The organism is Pseudarthrobacter sp. WHRI 8279 (assembly GCF_040224115.2).
GTDB lineage: Bacteria > Actinomycetota > Actinomycetes > Actinomycetales > Micrococcaceae > Arthrobacter.
In genome coordinates, this window is record NZ_CP168162.1 from 1,275,639 (window position 1) to 1,297,640 (window position 22,002).

General features: G+C 63.8%; 22 protein-coding genes. 6 read left to right on the top strand and 16 right to left on the bottom strand.

Annotated elements, in window-relative coordinates:
- Nucleotides 1-2: 2 nt before the first annotated feature.
- The 3 genes from thrS to ABRP28_RS05715 all read right to left on the bottom strand — a co-directional run bounded on the left by thrS (nt 3) and on the right by ABRP28_RS05715 (nt 5,949).
- A complete protein-coding gene (gene thrS / locus ABRP28_RS05705; protein WP_350003102.1) occupies nt 3-2,012 on the bottom strand; it encodes a threonine--tRNA ligase in 2,010 nt (669 codons plus the stop codon).
- Nucleotides 2,013-2,128: 116 nt separating this feature from the next.
- Nucleotides 2,129-5,617, bottom strand: coding sequence for a DNA polymerase III subunit alpha (locus ABRP28_RS05710; RefSeq protein ID WP_350003100.1), 3,489 nt, complete (start codon nt 5,615-5,617; stop codon nt 2,129-2,131).
- Nucleotides 5,614-5,949: a DUF6504 family protein gene (locus ABRP28_RS05715; protein ID WP_350003099.1), complete on the bottom strand. Its 336-nt coding sequence runs from the start codon at nt 5,947-5,949 to the stop codon at nt 5,614-5,616. Before ABRP28_RS05715 ends, ABRP28_RS05710 begins: the two co-directional genes overlap by 4 nt.
- A gap of 162 nt (nt 5,950-6,111) precedes the next feature.
- Between ABRP28_RS05715 and ABRP28_RS05720 the strand changes: the two genes are divergently transcribed.
- Entirely contained in the window at nt 6,112-6,501 is a 390-nt protein-coding gene (locus tag ABRP28_RS05720; RefSeq protein ID WP_350003097.1) for a hypothetical protein, read from the top strand.
- A gap of 22 nt (nt 6,502-6,523) precedes the next feature.
- Here ABRP28_RS05720 and ABRP28_RS05725 read toward each other — a convergent pair whose 3' ends face one another.
- Nucleotides 6,524-6,844: a chorismate mutase gene (locus tag ABRP28_RS05725; protein ID WP_066276294.1), complete on the bottom strand. Its 321-nt coding sequence runs from the start codon at nt 6,842-6,844 to the stop codon at nt 6,524-6,526.
- A gap of 19 nt (nt 6,845-6,863) precedes the next feature.
- On the opposite strand from ABRP28_RS05725, the gene ABRP28_RS05730 reads away from it, so the two are divergent.
- Nucleotides 6,864-7,286, top strand: a complete 423-nt coding sequence (locus ABRP28_RS05730; RefSeq protein ID WP_350003096.1) for a VOC family protein — start codon at nt 6,864-6,866, stop codon at nt 7,284-7,286.
- Between the two features lie 42 nt (nt 7,287-7,328).
- Here ABRP28_RS05730 and ABRP28_RS05735 read toward each other — a convergent pair whose 3' ends face one another.
- On the bottom strand, nt 7,329-8,090 hold the full coding sequence (locus ABRP28_RS05735; protein ID WP_350003094.1) for an SOS response-associated peptidase: 762 nt from the start codon (nt 8,088-8,090) through the stop codon (nt 7,329-7,331).
- A gap of 119 nt (nt 8,091-8,209) precedes the next feature.
- Between ABRP28_RS05735 and ABRP28_RS05740 the strand changes: the two genes are divergently transcribed.
- A complete protein-coding gene (locus ABRP28_RS05740; RefSeq protein WP_066276302.1) occupies nt 8,210-8,467 on the top strand; it encodes a mycoredoxin in 258 nt (85 codons plus the stop codon).
- Nucleotides 8,468-8,592: 125 nt separating this feature from the next.
- Here ABRP28_RS05740 and ABRP28_RS05745 read toward each other — a convergent pair whose 3' ends face one another.
- Nucleotides 8,593-9,366 carry a lipoate--protein ligase family protein gene (locus ABRP28_RS05745; RefSeq protein ID WP_350003092.1) on the bottom strand — a complete coding sequence of 258 codons (774 nt, stop codon included), beginning with the start codon at nt 9,364-9,366 and terminating at the stop codon, nt 8,593-8,595.
- Between ABRP28_RS05745 and ABRP28_RS05750 the strand changes: the two genes are divergently transcribed.
- On the top strand, nt 9,359-9,751 hold the full coding sequence (locus tag ABRP28_RS05750) for a DUF2177 family protein (protein WP_231456878.1): 393 nt from the start codon (nt 9,359-9,361) through the stop codon (nt 9,749-9,751). The genes ABRP28_RS05745 and ABRP28_RS05750 overlap by 8 nt on opposite strands.
- Before the next feature lie 62 nt (nt 9,752-9,813).
- Here ABRP28_RS05750 and ABRP28_RS05755 read toward each other — a convergent pair whose 3' ends face one another.
- The 9 genes from ABRP28_RS05755 to ABRP28_RS05795 all read right to left on the bottom strand — a co-directional run bounded on the left by ABRP28_RS05755 (nt 9,814) and on the right by ABRP28_RS05795 (nt 18,523).
- Nucleotides 9,814-11,526, bottom strand: coding sequence for an ABC1 kinase family protein (locus tag ABRP28_RS05755; RefSeq protein WP_374152932.1), 1,713 nt, complete (start codon nt 11,524-11,526; stop codon nt 9,814-9,816).
- A 5-nt stretch (nt 11,527-11,531) separates the two neighbouring features.
- A complete protein-coding gene (locus ABRP28_RS05760; RefSeq protein ID WP_350003089.1) occupies nt 11,532-12,071 on the bottom strand; it encodes a PadR family transcriptional regulator in 540 nt (179 codons plus the stop codon).
- 276 nt (nt 12,072-12,347) lie between these two features.
- A complete protein-coding gene (locus ABRP28_RS05765) occupies nt 12,348-13,463 on the bottom strand; it encodes an FAD-dependent monooxygenase (protein ID WP_350003084.1) in 1,116 nt (371 codons plus the stop codon).
- A gap of 78 nt (nt 13,464-13,541) precedes the next feature.
- Nucleotides 13,542-14,306 (bottom strand): glucose 1-dehydrogenase, encoded by a 765-nt coding sequence (locus ABRP28_RS05770; RefSeq protein WP_350003083.1) that lies wholly within the window; start codon nt 14,304-14,306, stop codon nt 13,542-13,544.
- Nucleotides 14,307-14,335: 29 nt separating this feature from the next.
- Nucleotides 14,336-15,091 (bottom strand): SDR family NAD(P)-dependent oxidoreductase, encoded by a 756-nt coding sequence (locus tag ABRP28_RS05775; RefSeq protein WP_350003081.1) that lies wholly within the window; start codon nt 15,089-15,091, stop codon nt 14,336-14,338.
- A 77-nt stretch (nt 15,092-15,168) separates the two neighbouring features.
- Entirely contained in the window at nt 15,169-16,053 is an 885-nt protein-coding gene (locus tag ABRP28_RS05780; RefSeq protein ID WP_350003080.1) for an aldo/keto reductase, read from the bottom strand.
- Nucleotides 16,054-16,076: 23 nt separating this feature from the next.
- Nucleotides 16,077-16,406, bottom strand: coding sequence for a carboxymuconolactone decarboxylase family protein (locus tag ABRP28_RS05785; protein ID WP_350003079.1), 330 nt, complete (start codon nt 16,404-16,406; stop codon nt 16,077-16,079).
- A 10-nt stretch (nt 16,407-16,416) separates the two neighbouring features.
- Nucleotides 16,417-17,259, bottom strand: a complete 843-nt coding sequence (locus ABRP28_RS05790; protein WP_350003077.1) for an SDR family oxidoreductase — start codon at nt 17,257-17,259, stop codon at nt 16,417-16,419.
- A 40-nt stretch (nt 17,260-17,299) separates the two neighbouring features.
- Complete coding sequence (locus ABRP28_RS05795; RefSeq protein ID WP_350003076.1) at nt 17,300-18,523, bottom strand: MFS transporter; 1,224 nt, start codon at nt 18,521-18,523, stop codon at nt 17,300-17,302.
- Between the two features lie 153 nt (nt 18,524-18,676).
- Between ABRP28_RS05795 and ABRP28_RS05800 the strand changes: the two genes are divergently transcribed.
- The gene (locus ABRP28_RS05800; RefSeq protein WP_350003074.1) at nt 18,677-19,561 is read left to right on the top strand and encodes a helix-turn-helix transcriptional regulator; all 885 of its coding nucleotides are present in this window, start codon (nt 18,677-18,679) and stop codon (nt 19,559-19,561) included.
- A gap of 122 nt (nt 19,562-19,683) precedes the next feature.
- Nucleotides 19,684-20,652 (top strand): aldo/keto reductase, encoded by a 969-nt coding sequence (locus ABRP28_RS05805; protein WP_350003072.1) that lies wholly within the window; start codon nt 19,684-19,686, stop codon nt 20,650-20,652.
- Between the two features lie 304 nt (nt 20,653-20,956).
- Here the strand turns inward: ABRP28_RS05805 and ABRP28_RS05810 are convergent, their stop codons facing one another.
- Nucleotides 20,957-21,451, bottom strand: coding sequence for a hypothetical protein (locus ABRP28_RS05810; protein ID WP_350003069.1), 495 nt, complete (start codon nt 21,449-21,451; stop codon nt 20,957-20,959).
- Nucleotides 21,452-22,002 lie beyond the last annotated feature (551 nt).

A 22,002-nucleotide genomic window follows, 5' to 3' on the forward strand; every position in this document is an offset into this window, starting at 1 on the left:
CGCTAGCTGGTCCGGTTACGGACGGCTTCCGTGATCCGTGTGACTGCCTCTGCCACGGGCACGCCGTTGTCCTGGCTTCCATCACGGAAGCGGAACGAAACGGCGCCTGCTTCGGCATCGTCCCCGCCCGCGATCAGCACGAACGGAATCTTGTCCTTGCTGGCCGTTCGGATCTTCTTGGGGAACCGGTCCGAGGAGGTGTCCACTTCGGCGCGGATGCCTGCGGCCTTCAGCTGGTCGACGACGTCGAACATGTACTCGTTGAAGGTCTCAGCAACCGGAATGCCCACCACCTGTACCGGTGCCAGCCACGCGGGGAAGGCTCCGGCGTAGTGCTCGGTCAGCACGCCCATGAAACGCTCGATTGATCCGAACAGGGCACGGTGGATCATCACGGGCCGCTGCCGGCTGCCGTCTGCAGCCTGGAACTCAAGTTCGAAGCGTTCAGGCAGGTTGAAGTCCAGCTGGATAGTGGACATCTGCCAGGTGCGGCCAAGGGCGTCCTTGGCCTGCACCGAGATCTTGGGGCCGTAGAAGGCGGCTCCACCCGGATCCGCGACCAGTTCCAGGCCGGATTCCTCGGCCACTTCGGCGAGGGTGCGGGTGGCTTCTTCCCAGGCCGCGTCCTCCCCAACGTACTTCTCCGGATCCTTGGTGGACAGCTCCAGGTAGAAGTCGTTCAAGCCGTAGTCCTTCAGGAGGTCCAGCACGAACGTCAGCGTCTTGGTGAGCTCGCCCTTCATCTGCTCGCGGGTGCAGTAGATGTGGGCGTCGTCCTGTGTCATGCCGCGGACCCGGGTCAGGCCGTGCACCACGCCGGACTTCTCATACCGGTACACGGAGCCGAATTCGAAGAGCCGCAGGGGCAGCTCGCGGTAGGACCGTCCCCGGGAGCGGAAGATCAGGTTGTGCATGGGGCAGTTCATCGGCTTGAGGTAGTAGTCCTGGCCGGGTTTGCGGACAGTGCCGTCCTCGTTGAGTTCGGCGTCCACGTGCATCGCGGGGAACATGCCGTCCTTGTACCAGTCCAGGTGGCCGGAGACCTCATACAGGTGGCCCTTGGTGATGTGCGGGGTGTAGACGAACTCGTAACCGGCTTCGACGTGGCGCTGCCGGGAGTAGTCCTCCATCTCCTTGCGGATGATGCCACCCTTGGGGTGGAAGACCGGAAGGCCTGAACCGAGTTCATCCGGGAAGGAAAACAGGTCAAGTTCCGAGCCGAGCTTGCGGTGGTCGCGGCGTTCTGCCTCTGCGATGCGTTCCTGGTAGGCCTTGAGGGCGTCCTTGGTGGGCCAGGCCGTGCCGTAGATGCGCTGCAGCTGCTGGTTCTTCTGGTTGCCCAGCCAGTAAGCGGAGGACGAGCGGGTGAGGGCAAAGGCGTTGGAGATGAGCTTGGTGTTGGGCAGGTGCGGGCCGCGGCAGAGATCGCACCAAACGGTGGTCCCTTCCTTGCGCTCAACGTTGTCGTAAATAGTGATATCGCCTGCGCCGACCTCGACGTTCACGCCCTCGCCTGCCTCGGCGGCCTCGTTTTTCTTGCCCAGCAGTTCGAGCTTGTAGGGCTCGTTCTTCATGGCTTCACGGGCTTCGTCCTCGCTCACGACGCGGCGGACGAACTTCTGGTTCTGGTTGATGATCTTCTGCATCATCTTTTCGAGGGTCTTGAGGTCCTCGGGAGTGAACGGTTCTGCCACATCGAAGTCGAAGTAGAACCCGTCAGTAATGTACGGGCCGATGCCCAGCTTGGCGTCGGGGCGCAACTGCTGGACAGCCTGGGCCATGACGTGGGCGGTGGAGTGGCGGAGGACGTTAAGGCCGTCGGGAGAGTCAATGGTGACGCCTTGGACGTCGGCGCCTTCCGGCAGCTCCTGGTCAAGGTCCTTCAGCTCGCCGTTGACGCGGGCTACAACAACATCACGGCGCTCAAAGAAGAGTTCCGCACCGGTTGTCCCGGTAGTCACCTTGGTCTCTTCGCCATCGACGAGAAGGGTGATCTGCTGGGCATCTGACACGGGTGTCTCCTATTCAAAGTTAAGGCTTCATAGCTTGTGGCATACGGGGACCACAGCCAGCCATCGTCAATGCTATCGGTTCCGCTGAGGCCCGACCAACGCGGCGCACGGAAGGGTCAGCCGCTGAATCCCGTTATGGCGAGGCTCCTGCTGATTCCATCCAGCGGATGCGGGGCTTCCGGTTCCTGCGGACTGGAATCCGGGAAGGGCAGGGTCTCTGTCCTGCCAAGGTCCCAGGCCATGCTTGCACTTAGGCTGATCCCACGAGGCCCGGTCCGCCGGGTTGTCCCGCGGATCAGCAGCAGTCTGGTCCCAAAGAGGAGCATTCCGGCTTTTTCCTGGGCTTCGTGGAAAAAGACCGAATCGATGCAGCCGGTGCCGTCGTCGATACTGATGAAGACCACGCGCCTCCCGCCCCTCATGGGCGGCGTCTGTGTTGCCACCCGCACTCCGGCCACCAATACCTCCGTTCCGTTGCGCAGGCCCAGGAGTTTGTCCGCCGTGGTGACACCAAGCCTGTCCAGCATGGGCCGGTGGCTGTCCATCAGGTGGCTGCTGACGTCCACGGCCATCAGGTCCAGTTCAGCCCGCACGTTTTCCACAATTGTTGGCGACGGGAGCCCCGGCTTAACATTGCGCAGTTCAACATCCCCCAAGGGCAGGGACAGCTGGCCCTCAAGGACTTCCACGCCTTTCCGCCCACTGCTGGACCCCTGGATCTGTTGCAGGTGGTGGACGAGGTCGGCCCGGTTTGCCGTGCCGCCCGCCTCACGGTGAAGCGAATCAAAAGCCCCCAGCTGGGCCAACCGCTTGATATTGGGCTTGCTGACCCGTGACCGCGCCCTCAGGTCCGCAAGGGAGTCATAGGGCTGGCCCGCGACGATGCGTTTGAGTTCTGTTATAGAAAGCCCGTAGATGCCGTTCAGGCTGAGCCTGATACCCAGTTTTCCTGCGTCCTTGCCTTCTTCGATCCGTTCCACCCGGTACTCGGCCTTGCTGCGGTTAATGTCCAGGGGAAGGATGGGAATCCCGAGCCGCCGGGCTTCCGCCACCAGGAGCCTCTTGGGGTACATGCCGGGATCGTGCTCCCACAGGCCGGCAAGGAACGCTTCTGGATGATGGGCCTTCAGCCAGGCCGACTGGTAGGTGGGAACGGCAAAGGCGGCGCCGTGTGCTTTGCAGAATCCAAAACTTCCAAAGGCCTTCAGCGTCCCCCAGACGTTGTCCACCACCTCAGGCTGGTAACCCTTGATCCTGGCAGCTTTGCGGAAGAATTCCTCCACCCCCAGTTCGAGTGCCTCATTTCCCAGGGCCCGGCGGAACTCGTCAGCGCGGGCCAGGCCGCATCCGGTCATGACATCAAAGGTCCGCAGTATCTGTTCATGGAAGACGGTAACGCCATGGGTTTCCGCCAGCACTGGTTTAAGGTCCGGATGCGGATAGACCTCGGGGGCGAAACCGTGCCGGTGTTCCAGGAAGGGCCGGACCATGTCCGACTTCATGGGGCCGGGACGGAACAGCGAGATGTCGATGATGAGATCGTTGAACTCCCGGGGCGCCATCTTGCCGATCAGTTCCCGCTGGCCGGGTGATTCAATCTGGAAACAGCCCAGGGTGTGGGTGCTTCTGATGAGATCAAAGGTGGCTTCATCATCAAGGGGAACTGCATTGAGGTTGATGTGGCCATTGTCAGCAATGTAGTCGGGCCCTGTGCCGTCAGGTCCGGACGGATGCCTTCCGGCGGCCACCACTTCCTGTTTGGACGGGTGGATGCGGATGACTTCACGGACGGCAAACGCCATGGCGCTCTGCATCCGGACTCCCAGGACGTCAAGCTTGAGCATGCCCATGGGATCCATGTCGTGCTTATCGAACTGGCTCATGGGCAGCCCCAGCCCGCTGGGCTGCACCGGGGTGCGGTCCAGGAGGGTAGCGTCGCCAAGGATTACGCCACAGGGGTGCATGGATATGTGGCGGGGCAGCCGGTCCAGGCGTTCCGTCAGGTCAACCAGCAGGTCAAGCTGCTGGTTCCCGTCCTGATCGCGCTGCTCCACCCTGCCGGCGAATTCCCGGAGTTCAGGTTTTTCCTGCAGTGCCTCACGGAATTTCCGCGCAGAAAAACGCCACAGCTGCTTGGCGATCTCCCCCACCTCGTCGTCGTCCATGCCCAGCGCCATCCCCACGTCCCGCACCGCACCCCGGGCCCGGTATCCGTTCTGCATGCTCATCAGGGTGACCCGCTCGGAACCGAATCTCTTGAAAATGCGGTGGTAGACGTTATGCCGCTCCGCGCTTTCAACGTCAATATCGATGTCCGGAAGGGTTGCGCGGTCCTGTGAAAGGAACCGTTCAAAGATGAGGTCGTGCTGCAAGGGGTTCACCTGGCTGACGTCAATCAGGTAGTTGACCAGGCTTGAGGCGCCTGATCCCCGGGCAGCCGCCCGCACTCCCATCTCCTGGATCATGCGTGATACCTCGGCGACGGTCAGGAAGTAGGAGGAAAACCCGAGGTTGCGGATGATGCCCAGCTCATGGTCGAGCCGGGAGAGCATCCTCTCTCCGGCTGCGCCAGCAATTCCCGGAAAGCGCCGGCTGATACCGGCCTGGCACCGCTGGACCAGTTCAACGTGTGGATCCTGGCTGATGCCTATGACTGAGGCTTCGGGCACTACCGGCTGCTTCCAGCCCATGTCAGTGACCGGATCCATCCGGCAGCGGTCGGCGAGCGCCTCGGTTTGGGCCATCAGCTGTTTCAGGTCCGCGGCACCGTATCCTGCCGCTGAAATGATCTCTTTGCCCAGCCGGAGCATTTCCGGTGAAGACTTCAGCCATCCCTGGCCGGTTGGCTGAAGCAGCGGTTCATCCGCGAGTTCAGGCAGGGATTTCAGGGTGCGGGCTGAGTCGAGAACATCGGCGGTGGGGGCACCGTCGGCTGCGCAGTACCTGACGGCGTTGGTCAGGACAGCAGGAACATGATGCTCTTCGGCAAGCCTGAGCATCCGGACGGCGTGGGCGGTGCTCAACGGCTTTCCCGGTGCGCTGAGCTGGGACACGATTTCGGCCACCAGCGTGCCTGGGGGCATGGCATCCAGCCATTGCTTGAAGAGGGTGCGCGGGCGAAGGTAGCGGCGCCCTCCCATGGCCCGTCCGACGTCGGAATCAGGCCCGAGCAGGACAGTCAGCACTGGTTTGAGGGTTTGGGGATCAAGGGTGCGGGAAGCCAGCTCGGCCCGGGTGACGGCCACGGGGACTGCTCCCCCGGCCTTCCCCGTGGTGCGGGCGTGGGCGTCGGAAATCAGTCTGCAGAGGGCACGGTAGCCTGCCCCGTTGTTGTGGCCCCGGGCCAGCACCACCACCCTTCCGGCCAGCTGCGTGCGGTGGTCGCCGTCGTCGTCGAAAACGGCAAGGTCAACCCCAACGATGGGGTCTATGCCTGCTGCCATGCACGCCTTGAGGTGTTTGATGGTTCCGTACAGACCGTCCCTGTCCGTGCAGGCGAGCGCGGTTGCGCCGTCAGCGGCTGCGGCCTGCGCCAGTTCCTCGGGCCACGAGACGCCGTAATGGGCGCTGAAGGCGGTGGAAACGTGAAGATGGGTGAAACTCATGCTGTCCTGGGCCTGAGTGCGTCATGGATGCGCAGGAGCCGCCAGCGGCCGCTGCGGATATGCCGGGTGAGGTCAAGGGTCAGCGGTTCTTCCGGCGCTTCAGAACCTCGCCCCGGATTAGATGGAAGGACCTGGACGCGCCAGATCTCATGGTCCACCACTCCGGGTCCGCTGCCCAGCGGTGCGCGGCTTTCTTCGGCCCACCATTGCCTACGTTCGTACCAGCGCACGGGTTCAGTGCAGACGGTATAGGACCGTCCTGCCCACAGCAGGCTGCTTGGTTGGCCGTCCGCAGCGCACTGGACATCCACGGATTCGCTGAACATACCCATGGCGCCTCCCCGGCTGGATAGAACTGGAAACATTCGAACACATATTCGAATAACATCAGTCTACCCCTGCCCGGAACGGGAGCATAGATGGGCCATGGGAGGGACTAAGAAGATTGGCCGGCAAGGGTGGACGGACCGATCGCCAGGGAGCAGGATTGTGCCATGAAAACCCAAGACGCACTTCTGAAGCAGGCAAGCATCACAACCCAGGACTCCACGGTGGTGGCCACGTTCGATATAGACGGCTCCATCCCGGATTCCGGTGCTTACGTGGTGGGGCTGGTGGGGGCTACGCCCGACTATTCCTCGCAGCGGAGGCTGTGTATTGAGTTCATGAACGGGAAGGCCATTGCCTTCTATTCCTTCAACCGGGAACAGGGGGTCGAGGAAGACTACGACCTCTCGGGTGTGAGCCATTCAGGGAACAGCATCACCGGGAGCTTTCCCCTTGCTGCCCTGAACGGGCTGGGCAAGGGACACCTCATGTCAGCCTTCAGCGAGGCGGAGGGCAGGGAGTACCAGCACGGGGTCCCCGTGGAGGAAAACCTGTAAGCAGGGCCTGAACCGCGGCAGATCAGCTGTTCTCTTTGTGGACCTTCAGTTCCAGTTCAATAAAGCCGGAGATCATGGCCCGGTACGTGGACTCAACGATGTCCGGGTCAATGTCCTTCTTTTCCGCGGCTGAGCGGACATGCTCAATGATCCGCTCCACCCGGCCGGGCGCACGGACCTCGGCGTCGTCGCCCTTGAGCGTCCCGGCAATACGGATCAGCCGTTCGCGGCGGGCGATGAGGGTGACGATCTGTTCATCCACTTCGTCAACAGCAACCCGGACGGCAGCGAGCTGTTCCTTGTCGGCCAAAGCATCTCTATCGTTTCCTTGAATTGTCGCCATCGTCTGACAGTATCGAAGCATGCAGCCAAGAGTCGACTTCATTTCGCTGGGCGTCCGCAGTGTTGCCGCGTCCCGGGCCTTCTACGTTGACGGGCTTGGCTGGCCCGTCCACCGCGAGGTTCCCGGTGATGTGGTGTTCATCCAGGTGAATCACGGGCTGGTGCTGTCGCTGTGGGACGTGCGCCAGATGCAGGCAGATGCCGGCGTCACGGCATCCGGAGCTGTCCCCTGCATCACGTTGAGCCACAATCTTCCCGGTACTGAGGACGTGGACCGCGTTATGGAGGAGGCCGCCGCCGCTGGGGCGGAGATCATCTCCGAGCCCATCACCCAGCCCTGGGGCGGTTACAGCGGCTACTTCGCGGACCCGGACGGATTCCGCTGGGAGGTGGCCTACAACCCCACCTGGGCAGTGGACGACGACGGTGCGGTCACCGTTTAGTCGCTTCGCCCGGCTTGGTCCGGGCTGCTTGAGGGCCTGCTGCTAGAAAAGGGCTTCCACGGGTTGAATCAGTTCGGGCCCGTTGTTCCTGACGTTGCCGACTTCTTTCCCTACGGATTCCACGTGCCAGTCAGCGGCCACGTCCTTGACCCCCGCCCGTACCAGGTCCACAAGTCCTGCCGGATCATCGGCCTGGGGGTCAAGCCAGGCCTGCATGGTGGCTTTGTCCATGGGCAGGGGGACCCGGTCATGGAGTGCCGTTAGTTTTCCAAACACGGTGGACTCACTGCCAGGCGGGGGCGTGTCAGTGGTCAGGATGGACGTTGAGAGCAGCCACCCGCCAGGCTCCCCTGCCGGCCAGGAGGGATCCTTCCACCACTCATAGAGCCCCGCGAACGCCAGGCCGTGGCCAGCGGCCGGGTGCACGTAGTAGGGCTGCTTGGACTTACCCGGGCCCTGCTTCCACTCGTAGTAGCCGTCTGCCGGGACAGCGCAGCGGCGGGACTGGATGGCTTTCCGGAACGCCGGCTTTTCAAGGACGGACTCGCTGCGGGCATTGATCATCCGGGAGCCGATGCCGGGGTCCTTGGCCCATGACGGGACCAGCCCCCAGCGGGCCACATGGAGCTGGCGGACGTGCCTGTTTCCGGATTCGCCGTCCACCAGGCGTTCAAGGACGATCGGGACGTCGTCTGTCGGTGCCACATTCCACGACGGCGGGATGCTGACTTCGTCCTCAAGCTCGGCGTCGAACTCGGCAAGGAGGTCCCCCACGGCGCGTGCCATTACGTAACGTCCACACATGGCTCCAGCATGCCATCGCGGGCAGGAGCTGTCATCCGCGGGCCCCGGTATCAGGGAATAGCGGACTGCACGCTACCGTTACAGGAACGAAACCGTTATCAAGCACAGAGGAGAGCTCCGTGGACTTCACTCCCGAATCCGGCACCATCACCATGTTTTCCACCACCTGGTGCGGCTACTGCAACCGCCTGAAGAAGCAGCTTGACGCCCAGGGCATCGGCTACACCGAGATCAACATCGAGGAAGTGGAAGGCACAGCCGAACTCGTGGAGCAGCTGAACGGCGGAAACCAGACCGTCCCCACCGTCCTCTTCCCGGACGGCACCGCCGCAACGAACCCTTCCGCTGCCGAGGTCAAGCAGCGCCTCGCAGCCTAGCCGGCACGCCGCCCCGGCCGGCACACCCGCACGCGAACCGGGGGTCCGGGCCAGGGACGAATGGAACGGGACCAACATTTCCCAATGCTGGTCCCGTTCGCTGTGCCCGGCAGCAACCAGCCGGGTCATGCCCCCAGGCTGCTGAACGAAGCGGTTTCCAGGGTGGCATTGCCCGCGTACACGGAAAGAAGGGCCTCCTCCACCGCTGCGACGTCCACACCAGGCACAAGGTCGTCCACCGCCCCTGCCGTAGCAGGATCCCAGTCAAGCCCCAGGGCAGCGTAGCTGTCGGTCAGCACTTTGCGGATCGGCGCCGAGTTTTCCACCACGATCACCGAGCTGAACAGCCACCCGCCGGCCACTACCCGCTGCGCGGTGCCCACGAGTTTGACCCGATGGGTGCCGTCACAGGGATCCGTGCCGTGCACACTGAACTCGCCGGGGCAGTATTCCCCGGGAATCTCGCCCACAGCCGCCTGCACGCCCACCCGGCGCAGGGCGTCCGCGAACAGCTCCGCGAAATATCCGAACCTGGTCTTGGAGCCGGCGATGGCGTCCGCGTCCGGTTCAATATGGTCCACCACCAGGGTTCCCTCGTGATAGGCGGCCGCCCGCCCTCCTGCCCGGCGGACCAGGGGTTCGAAGCCATTGGCGCGGCAGGCCATGGCGGCGGCCTCGAATCCCGGAAGGCGGGTGTCACGCTGGCCGAACGCGACCGTGGGGGCGGGCCGGTACAGCCGCAGCGTGGGGCCAATGTCCCCGTTTTTGGCCCTGGCCAGCAGTTCCAGGCCGAACTCCAGGTCCCGGCCTGCGCCCAGCGTCTGTTCCTGCCGCACCACTGTCAGCGCGCGGGGCCGCGGACCGCCGTCGTTCATATTGCTAAGCTCCCTTATGGTCATTCTGCAATTCCTCGTTGTCGCCGCCGCCTTCGCCGCGATCGACGCCGTCTGGCTCAAGCTGATGAACCCCTTTTACCGCAGCCATATTGGCGAGCTGCTGGCGGACAAACCACACCTAGGTTACGCCGTGGCGTTCTACGTCATTTACATCGCCGGGATTGTGTTCTTTGCACTGCGGCCCGCGCTCGACGGCGGCAGCTGGCTAACTGCCCTGGGCTACGGTGCGGCCCTGGGCGCCTTCGCCTACGCCACCTACGACCTCACCAACGCAGCCACCCTGAAGGTGTGGCCGCTGCAGCTGATCGTCGTGGACATGCTGTGGGGCGCAGTGCTGACCGGCCTGTCAACACTCGCAGGCTGGCTGGTTTTTCACACCCGGACCTGACGCTCGCGCCAAGGCCGCTGCGGCGGTGCCCAGGCAGCGGCTGCGCCCCCGGCGCTGCCGCTTCAAAGCCCGCGGCGGCCTGCCCACATCCCGTGCAGCAGCGGGACTGCAGAACCTGCCATAAGGATGCCGCCCAGGACGGCGTCGTCAGCCCGCACAATGGCGCCGGCGATGAGCAGGGCGGCAAACACCAGGGCAGAAGCAGAGCGCCGGTTGCTGCGGTCCAGCCGGGCGATCTGCCGTTCTAGACGGGGGTTGGCAACAGCGAGGGAGCCTTCCTCAAGCCGTCCGGCCAGTGCGTCCAGGCGCTTCGGCAGGCGCAGCGCGGTCGCTGCGGCGTCGAGGGCCTGCTGGGCCACGTCCTCCACAATGTTGCCGCGCTCGTCGCGCAGAAGCCTGGCCGCGTATGGTTCCACGGAATCCCACAGGTTGAAGCGCTCATCGAGCGAGCTGCACACCCCCGAGGTCAGCGACATCGCCCGGATGATGAGCAGGAAATTCTCCGGAAGCTGGAACGGCAGCGAACGGACCACGTCGCCGAACTCCACCGCGAAGTCGCGGAACTCCCTCGGATCTACTTCCCGGAGCTCGGCGAACCCCATGCCGCCGAAGCGGGCGAAGAGGTGCGTCATGGCTCGCTCCATCTCCACGGTGTCGGCTGACGGCGCCAGCACTCCGACGTCGTTGATCGCCGCCACCAGGCCCCTGCTGTCGCGCGCGGCGGCCGCAATCAGCAGCTTCCGGAGTCCGCTGCGGGTGGAGGAGGTGATTTCGCCCATCATGCCGAAATCGATGAACGTCAGCTTCCAGGGGCGGTCCCCCGCCGCTGCGGCCACGGGCGTGACGAAGATGTTCCCCGGGTGCGGGTCGGCGTGGAAGTAGCCGTTGGTGAACATCTGGTCGAACATGACCGAGGCGAACACCGGAGCCACTTCGGCCGGATCAATGCCCGCTGCACGGAGCGCCCCGGCCTCCGTGATCTTGATGGCCGTAACGTCTTCAAGGGTGAGCACACGACGTGTGCTCCGCTCCCAGGCGATGCCTGGCACGCAGACCCTCCCGTCGTCGGCAAAGTCGACGGCGAAGCGTTCCGAATTTGCGGCCTCGTGCAGGTAGTCGATCTCCTCGAAGCTTGTTTGCGCAAACTCCTCCACCAGGGCCGGCATATTGGCGCGGCTGGACACCAGCCGGATCCGGCTGAGCCAGCTGCCTACCTTCCGCAGCGCTGCAAGGTCGACGTCGACAATCGCGTCGATGCCGGGACGCTGCACCTTGAGCACTACGTCGGTGAACCCGGTGTCGGCCGCATCAGTGGAATGAAGGCGTGCCCGGTGCGCCTGCCCCAGCGACGCTGCGGCGATCGGCGACTCCTCCACGAACGCGAACACCTGCTCAAGCGGAGCGCCCAGCTCCTCCTCGGCCAAGGCGCGGATCGAAGGAAACGGAACCGGCGGCACCTCGTCCTGGAGCCCTTCAAGCTCCTTGGTGATCTGGGGCGGTAAAATATCGAGCCGTGAGGAGAGGAACTGCCCTACCTTGATCATCAGTCCGCCGAGTTCCACGGCCATTCCATGGAAGCGCCGGGCGAAGCGCTGCATCCGGCGTGACCGTGTCCGTTCCGCGATCAGGGCAAGACCGATCCGCGGGAGGAACAGTTCAAACCACCACGTCACCGCCAGGTTCCAGGCGGCGAAGCGCAGGATGCGGCGGTAGCGGGCACGGGTGTCTCCGGCGCCCGCGGCCGGAGACACCCGAGTCAGGCGGACAGACGCCACCCGCGTCAGTCCTGGGCGAGGATCGCGTAGATCCGGCGCCGTGCGTCGTCAAGCACTGCCACGGCCTGCTGCACCTGGTCCGGGGAGCCCGTGCGGCCCACCTGGGCTGCAGCCTGCGCGAGCTCCACCCCCGCTTTGGGCAGGGATCCAAACCCGCCGGATTGGGAACCTGGCGAGTCCCACGGCGTTGCCCCTCGGTCCTGCGCAACTTCTTCACGGCCGGCTTCGGTCAGCGAATAGATCTTGCGGCCGTTGGATTCCTCGGCGCTGATAGTGCCCTCGTCCGCGAGCAGCTGCAAGGTGGGGTAGACGGACCCGGCGCTGGGCTTCCAGCTGCCGCCGCTGCGCTCCTCGATCTCGCGGATGATCTGGTAGCCGTGCATCGGCCGCTCAGCGAGGAGCGCCAGCACCGCGGACCGCACCTCCCCCTTGCCGGCACGGGTTCCAGCGCGTTTTTCGAACCGTGAGCGCAGCTCCTCGACCGCCTGCCACATACCGTCTATGTTGCTCCCGCCGAATCCGGCTGCTGGGTATGAACCACGCATGATGATCTCCTTTGAAAACCGCCAACGATATACAACGATACTCAACGATACATCCACCGACCCTGCGGTGGCTGCCGCTGTGTGGCGACGTTCTCGATGGCCAAGTGGTGCTTCACATCAGGGCCCGGGGTCTGTTCGGGTGCCGCTGTGTCTCGTATCCCTAGGAATTCGGGACACGGGAGTTATGAGACACAGGTGGTGGTTGGCGCCGGAGACTCTGCTGGGCTTCGGTGTGTCTGGGTCTGTTTTGGGTGATCGGAAAGTACCTGAATTGGTTTAGGCTGCGCGTCGGGCGAAGGAGCGGCTGAATCCTTGTCCTGATTGCACCAGGTTCCGGGCACTGCGGATTCTTGCGCTCTCGTAGTTGAGCAGTGCATTGGTGGTGGTGCCGGAGTCTGAGATGGCGTTGGCAATGGCTTCGGCGTCGTAGAGGGATTCGGCGAAGCCGCTGCCCGTCATGGGGGTTGGCACGTGGGCGGCGTCTCCGACGATGGCGACCCGGCCGTTGGCGAGTCGTGCGGGGACGTATTCGGCGATGGGTGTGCCGATGACGGCTCGCCGTTCGATGCTGTCGAGGATTGCCTCTTTCCAGGGCGAGGGAAACAGTTCCCGGGCCTGTGCGGCGAGTTCCCGGTAGGTCGCATTGGGGATGCCGGCGGGCATGAGCGAGTGCCGCACCACGGAACCGTTGATGCTGCCAGTGGAGCGGAGCAGTCCGTTTCTGCTGGAGTCGTACCAGGCCCAGCCCAGGCGGCGTGATCCTGGCGCGTGGGAACCGTTGGCGCCCGGGAGCGGGTAGCCGAGCAGCGTGTTGTCGTTGTCGCCGAGGAAGGCGACGTCTTGTGGCCAGCGCCGGGTCCTGATGGCTGATTCGTCGGCGATGCCGATCCATATGACGTAGCCGGCGAAGGTGGCGTCGGGGTGTTCTGGTGCGATGTGCCGGCGGACGGTGCTGCGGTGGCCGTCGGCCCCGATCACGATGTCCGCAGTGATCCTCTGCCTCTCTGAGGTGAGGGCCCAGGCGGAATGTGCATCCTGGCCGACTTTGCGCACGGTGGTGTTTTGCCGCAGTTCGATGATCGGGTTTGCTTCTATGGCCGCGCGGAGTGCGCCGTGGACGGCGAACCAGGTTTGGATTCCGGGGGCGAGGGGCTGGGGTACCTGGGAGGTGGGGAGGCCGGTGATGCGTTCGAGGAGGCCGTCCTGGACGTGGAGGGCAGCTCCTGTGCGTCCGGTCTCATCGGAGCGTTCGAGTAAGGTGACGTGGACGCCGGTCCTGGAGAGCGTCAGGGCAGTCATGAGCCCTGCGAGGGACGCCCCGACGATCAGGGCGGTGGCGGGTGAGCTGGGATTGTGGGCGGGTCTGGTGGTAGGGCGGCTGTCTGCGCGCACGCGGGTCTCCTGTCTCCTGTGGCCGCGGGGGTTGGTTTTGGTGCTGTGGCCCGCTCCGGTCGCGGGCCACACGAGGGCTCAGGCTTTGCCGGCGTAGACGGCGGTCATGCCGCCGTCGACGACGAGGTCGATGCCGGTGATGTAGCTGCTGGCGTCGGAGGCGAGGAAGATTACGGCGTCGCCGATGTCTTCGGCGGTGCCGACCCGGCCGGCGGGGACTTCGGGGGTGACGAGGTCGACGTATTCCTGGACCTGGGTTTCTGTCATGCCCAGCTCGGTGGTGTAGGCGTCGGTGGGAATGACGCCGGGGCTGACGCCGTTGACGCGGATCCGGCGGTGTTTGAGGTCTGTTGTCCAGCTTTTGGTGAAGGAACGTACCGCGGCTTTGGTGGCGGCATAGAGGCTGAAGTCCTTGAGTCCCATGTCGGCGGTGATGGAGGTGTTGATGATGATGGAGCTTCCGTCGCGCAGCACGGGCAGCATGGCCTGGACGGTGAACAGGACGCCTTTGACGTTGACGCCGAACTGCCGGTCGAAGTCTTCGGTGGTGATCTGTTCCAGGGAGATGGGGTGGCCGCCACCGGCGTTGGCGAAGATGGTGTCCAGCCCGCCGTGTTCCTGGCGGATGAGCTCAGCGAGCTGGTCCATGTCGGCTTTGTTCGTGACGTCCGCGCGGACAGCACGCGCACGCCCCCCGATGTCTGCTGCGACCTTCTCGAGGGGTTCGAGGTTCCGGCCTGTGACGTAGACGAAGGCGCCTTCCTCGGCCAGGCGGCGGGCTGTGCCCCGGCCGATGCCCGTGCCTGCGCCGGTGACGAGGGCGATTTTGCCTTCCAACTGCATGCTGTGTTCCTTCTTGCTCGGTTTGTTCTTCAGAAGAGTGTGATGCCGGTCAGTTCGGCGAGTTTGTCCTGGAAGTCTGGGTCGGTGACTTCCCGTGCCGGGGTCAGCTGCCGGCGGTGGTGCCAGTAGTTGCCGGAGACCAGGGCAGCGGGGTCATTGCTGACGGCCAGCCAGCTTTGGGTGTCGTGGCCCATGGCCAGATCATCCGGCGCACCGGGGCCGCCCATTTTGGTGGGCACCCAGCCGGGGTCTACGGAGTTGCTGAGCACAGTAGGCCAGTAACGGGCAACGACGGCGGAGAGTGCCGAGACGTAGAGCTTGCTCTCGGAGTAGGCGGCGTCGGCGTCCCAGCGCCGCTGGGTCCAGTCAATGTCCTGCAGGTCTCCGGTGGAGCCGTGGTGCATGCCGCTGCTGACGTAGATCAGCCGGTCCGGCCGTTCGATCAGGGCGGTGAGGATGTAGGGGGCGAACACGTTGACGGCAAAGGTCCGGGAATGCCCCTCGGGGGTAGCAATACGTTGCGGCGAGAGGTAAATGCCGGCGTTATGGATGATGGCGTCCATCCGTCCGTGCTTGTTGACCTGCCCGGCGAGTTTCCGGGTTTCGGCGGCGCTGGCCAGGTCACCGATCACGATCCCGGCCGCTTGCGGGGCGAGATGATTGAGGGCTGTGGCGCGTTCGCTGGTTCGGGCGTGCAGCAGGACCTCGTGGCCGGCGTTGATAAGGGTGCGGGCGTTGGCGAGGCCGAGCCCGTCGGTTGAGCCGGTGACGAAGATGCGGGCCATGACGATAGTCCTTTCCTTAGGTCAGCGTGGCGGGGGCCGGGCGGGACGGCTAACCCATCCCGCCCGGATCCGTCGGGTCAGGCAGGGATCGGGAAGCCGTAGTTCTCGAGGGTCAGGGAGTCGGGGTCAGGGCCGCCGCGCACACCGGTGTCGAGTGCATCGATGGCAGCGACGTCCTCGGGGGTGAGGGTGAAGTCGAAGACGTCGAAGTTCTCGGCGATGCGGTGGGCCTTGACGGACTTCGGGATGGCGGAGAAGCCGTGCTCGAGGTGCCAGCGGAGGATGACCTGGGCCGGGGTCTTTGCGTATTTCGCGGCGATCTCTGTGATGACGGGGTCCTCGAGCGGGTTCTTCTCGTAATCGCCGTAGATGTAGGAGCCGCCGATGGGTGACCAGGACTGGGTAAGGATGCCGTGGCGTGTGTTGGCCGCCCGCCATTCCGGCTGGGAGTAATACGGGTGGACCTGGATCTGGTTCACGGCGGGCACCACGCTGGTGCGGGCGATGAGTTCCTCGAGCTGGGCCGGGGTCTGGTTGGAGACACCGATGGCACGGACGCGTCCGTCGGCGAGGAGCTTTTCGATCGCCCGGTAGGCGGCGATGGTCTTCTCGAAGTCGGCGGCGAGGGGCTGGTGCAGCAGAAGCAGGTCGACCTGGTCAACGCCGAGTTTGCTGATGCTCTTCTCGAAGCCGCGCAGGGCTTCGTCGTAGCCGTAATCGCTGATCCAGAGCTTGGTCTCGATGAAGATCTCCGACCGGTCGATACCGGACTGGCGGATGCCCTCGCCGACCTCGCGTTCGTTGAAGTACGCGGCGGCGGTGTCGATCAGACGGTAGCCGCCGTTGAGCGCGGCCTGGACTGCGGCTGTCGTGTCTTCCGGTGAGCTCTGGTAAACGCCCAGGCCCAGGGCGGGCATCTGGACGCCATTGTTCAAGGTGACGTACGGGTTCTGCTCTGTCATATTCTTCTCTTCCTTCATGGCGTCTAGGACTGGTTGTTGAAGATGCTCTTGGCGACGTTCATCGCGGAGACGGCCTTGGGCCAGCCCGCGTAGAACGCCAGATGGGTGATGGTTTCCTTGATCTCGGTCTCGGTGAGGCCGTTTTGAATGCCGTAGGGGATGTGCCAGTTCAGCTGGTCGATGTTTCCGGCGGCGATGAGGCCGGCGATCGTGGCGAGGCTCCGATCACGAGGGGAAAGCCCCTCGCGTTCCCAGACGTCCCCGAAGAGCACGTCATCGGTGAGGGAGACGAACTTCGGGGCGAAGCCGCCGAACATCTTCTCCATGTCGGATTGCGTGTTCTCGTCGGTCATGAGTGACTCCTCAGGCGTCGTGGGCGAGGTGAATGGAGAGTTCGCGGTGGGCGTCGATCTGGGCGAGGATGTCGCGGGCTTTCTGTTCGATGACGGCAACGGCGTCGGCTCCTGCAACCCATCGCAGCGGGGGGTGGTCTTCGCCGGCGATCCTGACGAGGGCAGTACCGAGTTTGGCGGGGTCGCCGGCTTGTTGGCCGTTCATGTTCCGCCATCCCGGGATTGTCACTGCGGTTCGGTCGGCGTAGTCATCGATGGAGAGTTCGGCCCAGATGGTGGAGGCGTCCTCGACGAGCAGTTCGGTGCGGAAGAAGCCGGGCTCCACGATGGTGGTCCGGATCCCGTAGGGTTCCAGATCGTAGCGAAGCGATTCCATCCATCCTTCAACAGCCAACTTGCTGGTGGCGTAGGCGGCGATGAACTCGCCGCCGACGATGCCTGCCTGCGAGGAGATCGTGATGATGTGGCCGCTGCGCTGTTTGCGCATGATGGGCAGGACGGCGCGGGTGACGTTCATGGGTCCGAACAGGTTTGTTTCGAGCTGGGCGCGGACCTGCGCGTCGCTGGTTTCCTCGAAGTACCCGGCGTAGAAGTTCGCGGCGTTGTTCACCAGGACATCGATACGGCCGAACCGGTCGATCGCCGCGGCCGTAGCTTCTTCGGCGTCCCCGGGCTTCGTGAGGTCCAGTTGCACGATGAGCAGGTCGTCGGATGCGCCGAGGGCGCTCTCTACAGTGCCGGTGCGGCCGGTCGCGACAACCTGGTGGCCCGCGGCGAGGGCGGCTTTGGCGATGTCGACTCCCATGCCGCGGCCGGCGCCGGTGATCATCCAGACTTCTCTGTTCTCAGTCATTGCTAATCCTTTGGTTCATGTAATTGCTGGTGACGCCGGTTCAGACCAGGACGCTGTCATCGAGCTCCGCGTCGGCCGGGGCCGGGGTGGTGGTCCGGGTGGCGCGCATGAGGGCCAGGATGATCAGTGGGATCAGGCCAAGGAGGGCCATGGCTGCGCCGACGATTGACGGGCCGGTGGTGCCGAGGGTGGAGTCGAGGGCGAGTCCGGCGAGCCAGGTGGCAGCGGCGATGCCGACGTTGAACGCGGAGACGGTCAGGGCTGCGGCGAGGGACGGGCCGGATTGTGCGAAGCGGACGGCCAGGGGGGTGGCGATGGCGGTGACGCCCATGCCGGTGAAGCCGAGCAGGATGACGAGCACGATGGTCGGGATGACGAAGGTGGAGAGCGGGATCATGAGCAGCAGTACCAGGGCTGATCCGCCGCCGATGGCGAAGTACGTGGCGAGCGGTTTGCGGTCCCCGGTTCGTCCGGCCACAACGGTACCGAGCAGGGCGCCGATGCCGAAGCCGACGAGCAGCAGCGGAACGGCCGCTTCGGAGATGCCGGTGCGTTCGGTCAGGAGCGGGGAGATGTAGGAGTAGGCGGCGAGGAATCCTCCGGAGACCAGTGCGGTGGTCGCCAGGACGAGCCACAGCTTGCCTTCGCGCAGCACACCGAGCTGGGAACGGAGGGTGACGGCTTCCTGGTGATCTTCGGCGGGAGCGAACTTGCCGATGACGACGGCGGCGAGGGCGGCGAGGATGGCCAGTGCCCAGAAGATGCCGCGCCAGCCGATGGCCTGGCCGATGAAGGAGCCCAAGGGTACGCCTGCCACGATCGCCAGGCCCATGCCACTCATCATCACGCCCATGGCGCGGGAAGCGTTCGCGGGGCCGGCTGCGGAGGTGGCAACGACGGCGGCGATGGACAGGAAGGCGCCGGTGGCCAGGGCGGTGATGACGCGGGCGATCAGCACGATTTCGAACGCCGGGCTCAGGGCGGCAACGATGTGGCCGGCCGCGAAGATCAGCAGGGACAGGATAAGGGTGAGGCGTTTGGGCAGGCGCATGGTCGCGACGGAAATGGTGGGGGCACCGACGATCATGCCGATGGCAAACGCGGTGATCAGCAGCCCAGGCTGAGAGACGCTGACACCGAGGTCTGATGCCATATTGGGCAGCAGGCCCGCGATGACGAACTCGGTGGTGCTCATCAGGAACGTGCCAATGGCCAGGAGCAGCACAACCAGCGGCAGCTTGGCTTTCTTGGTGGTGGAGGGCATGGGGTAAACCTTCGCTTCGAGGGGATGTGGTCGGCGCTTGATCGCCGTCTATATCTACGAGACCACGCACCATATGGGCCTAAACAGACCCGCCTAAGCCATGTACTGACAGGGCATGGTTACGCCCCGGACCTCGGGCATACCGTTGAAGGCATGAGCATCCGAGATGACATTCAGGAGTTCCTGACCTCCCGCCGGGCCCGGTTGACGCCCGAGCAGGTTGGCCTGCAGTCTTATGGCCGGCGGCGGGTGCCGGGGCTGCGCCGGGAAGAGGTGGCGATGCTCGCCCAGGTCAGCGTCGAGTACTACAGCCGACTCGAGCGCGGAAACCTCAGTGGCGTCTCCGAGAGCATCTTCGAGTCCCTGGTCCAGGCCCTGCGCCTGAACGACGTCGAGGAGCGGCACCTGCGGGACCTGATTCGCGCGTCGGAAAACACTGTGCGCCCCCGGCGCCCACGGGCTTCGGAGCAGCGCGTTCGGCCCACCGTGCAGCGGATGCTCGACGCCATGACTGACCTGCCCGCGATCGTTCAGAACGGCAGGCTTGACATCATCGCTGCCAACCAGATGGGCCGGGCACTCTACGCCGCCCAGTTCGACACCGCGATCCTGCCGCCGAATCAGGCCCGGTTCATCTTCCTGGATCCGCGAGGGAGGGACTTCGCACCCGACTGGGACCGCGCGGCAAATGAATGCGTCGCCATTTTGCGGGCCGCGGTCGGACGTGACCCGCACGACCGTCAGCTCTCGGACCTTGTCGGGGAGCTTTCCACCCGCAGTGATGAGTTCCGGCTGCGGTGGGCAGCGCACAACGTCCACCAGCACAAGAGCGGATCAAAACGCATCCACCTCCCCGCCGTCGGGGAACTCAGTTTGGACTTCGAAGTCCTGGAACTCACGGCCGATCCCGGCCTGATGCTCATCACGTTCAGTGCCGAACCCGGGTCGCCGTCCCACGACGCCCTGCAGCTGCTTTCCAGCTGGGCCGCAACCCAGCAGAGCACCGACTCCGCAGCCGCAGCACCCCAAAACCCCTAGCTGCCCCCAGCACCACAAGGACCGTGGCGAGGCTCCGCTGTGTCGCCGCCGGAACCCGTCGCCGCACACCACCAATTGCACGTCCCCGTCCGGAGTCTCGTGCGCCGTTGAAAGGACACTTTATGGAGTACACACGTCTGGGTCGTTCCGGCCTGAAAGTCAGCCGCATCGCCCTTGGAGGGATGAGTTTTGGTGATTCCTCCCGCGGATTTACGGACTGGGCGCTGGATGACGACGCGGCCGAACCGATCTTCCGGCAGGCTGTCGAACTGGGCATCACGTTCTGGGACACTGCAAACATCTATGGCTTCGGTACCGCCGAGGAAATCATGGGCCGGGCCATTACGAAATACACCCGCCGCGAGGACGTCGTCCTCGCCACCAAAGTGATGTTCAAAATGCACGACGGACCCGGCGGCGCCGGCCTCTCACGCAAAGCCATCATGGAACAAATCGATGCCTCCCTCACCCGGCTGGGCACCGACTACGTCGACCTCTACCAGATCCACCGCTTCGATCCCGAAACCCCGGTCGAGGAAACCATGGAAGCCCTGCACGATCTCGTGAAGGCCGGCAAAGTCCGCTACATCGGCGCATCCGCGATGTGGGCCTGGCAGTTCGCCAAAATGCAGCACGCCGCGGATCTGCACGGATGGACAAGGTTCGTGTCCATGCAGGACCAATACAGCCTCATGCACCGTGAAGAGGAACGCGAAATGTTCGGACTCCTCACCGACCAAGGCGTAGGCAGCATCCCCTACAGCCCCCTCGCCAAAGGACGGCTCGCACGACCCTGGGGCGGCAACACCGCACGGTCCGCCAACGACCCAGTAGCCGAACGCAGCTTCAGCGACGCAGACAAACCCGTTGCCGATGCAGTCCAAAGAATCGCAGAAGAACGCGGAATCCCCATGGCGCACGTCGCCCTCGCCTGGGTGCTGCAAAACCCTGTTGTATCCGCACCGATCGTCGGTGCCACCAAGGAACACCACCTCCCCGATGCCGTCGCCGCCCTTGACGTCCGCCTGACACACGAGGAAATCAAAACCATGGAAGAGCCCTACACCCTCAGGATGCCCATCGGCTACTAGCACCATGCGGCCTCGGGTCTGACCTCGTGGCCATCTGACTCCGGTCGTCTCGAAATCCTAGGAATTCGAGACGGCAAGGTTTCGAGACGCTGTGAGAACCGATCATTGCTCTTGTTTCCGCATTCCCACTGGCCGTGTCCTACAAAGACTGATTGCCCAGCCGAGACGATGTTCAGACTCATTGGGCCCCCGTTAGCAGTCCAGCGTCTATGCGCTAGCTAACGGGGGCCCAATCAAGGGAGCTTGGGCTGGAGTGTTTGATGCTGTTGGTGTGGACGAGTTTGAGCAGGGTCGACGCTAACGCCTATGAGAGCTCCCTGCCAGACCACACATAGCCCATCTGCGCAGCGTGGGTTGCAAGAATTATTGTCGCTATGGCAGCAGGACCGCGCCAGAGATTGAGCTTCCGACCCAGAATCGGCTCCTTGACTCTGTCTGGGAACTCATCAGTGAAGAATGTAGCCCCGTTAGTAACCCCCATGGGGCCGAGCATGTTGCTCAGCTCCGTTATTTTGCTGCTGGGAAGCTCTACAGCGACAAGCCAGGCTGCATTGACAGCATCGGGGAACCGGCCGTTGACGGTTTCAGCTGCTAGTTGACGCCCCAGTTCGCGCGAGTTGGGAAGTGGTGAACCCAGAATTTCTGCACTGAAATGTGAGACGAAGTCGCCCAGTTTATCTGCCTCATAGCTCTCCCCACGGTTGAAATCGTAGGTTTCAGCAGTGGCAAGCATCTGCTGCACCTCAGCTATCTGTCGGTTAGTCGCTCGGCGCTGCTTCGCGCTGAATGAGAATGCCATCGGGAGATCTCCTCTAAGAAGTTTGGCCCGGAGTTGGAGCCGCGTCATTGAAATCTAGGAACTCATCAACGAATCGCTGCGGGTTGGGAACACCAACGGCTAGCTCATTGCGTACAAGTTTGCGAGGTGCATGGGTTGTGCGCCGGAGCCAGGGTTGAGGGGTTCAGTTCGAGCTGCATGAGCCAAAAATAGCAAGTTCTACTGACAAATTGGTTTTTCTCTAGAACCCTCTAGAACTTTCTAGAACTTCGGCGTGTGCAGCCTTGCCTTTTCCGGCCCTTATCGTGGCCTCACCAAACATTGAGCCATTCCCTACGCGCCCGGGCCGGTCGCCCGTCCGCTGGGGTTACCCGCAAATCGTGGACAGTTGATCAGGCGGCTTGTGCTGGCTGAGGTTTATCACTGGTGAGGAACTGTTCGTGTTCTACGGGCGTGGTGTATCCCAGGGAGGTCACGCTCGAATATGGAGAAACGAGAGTTGTTCTCCCGCCAATCTGACTAACCAGTGTGAGACCTTGAGGTTGTCACTGCATGTCTCGGAACTCTAGGGA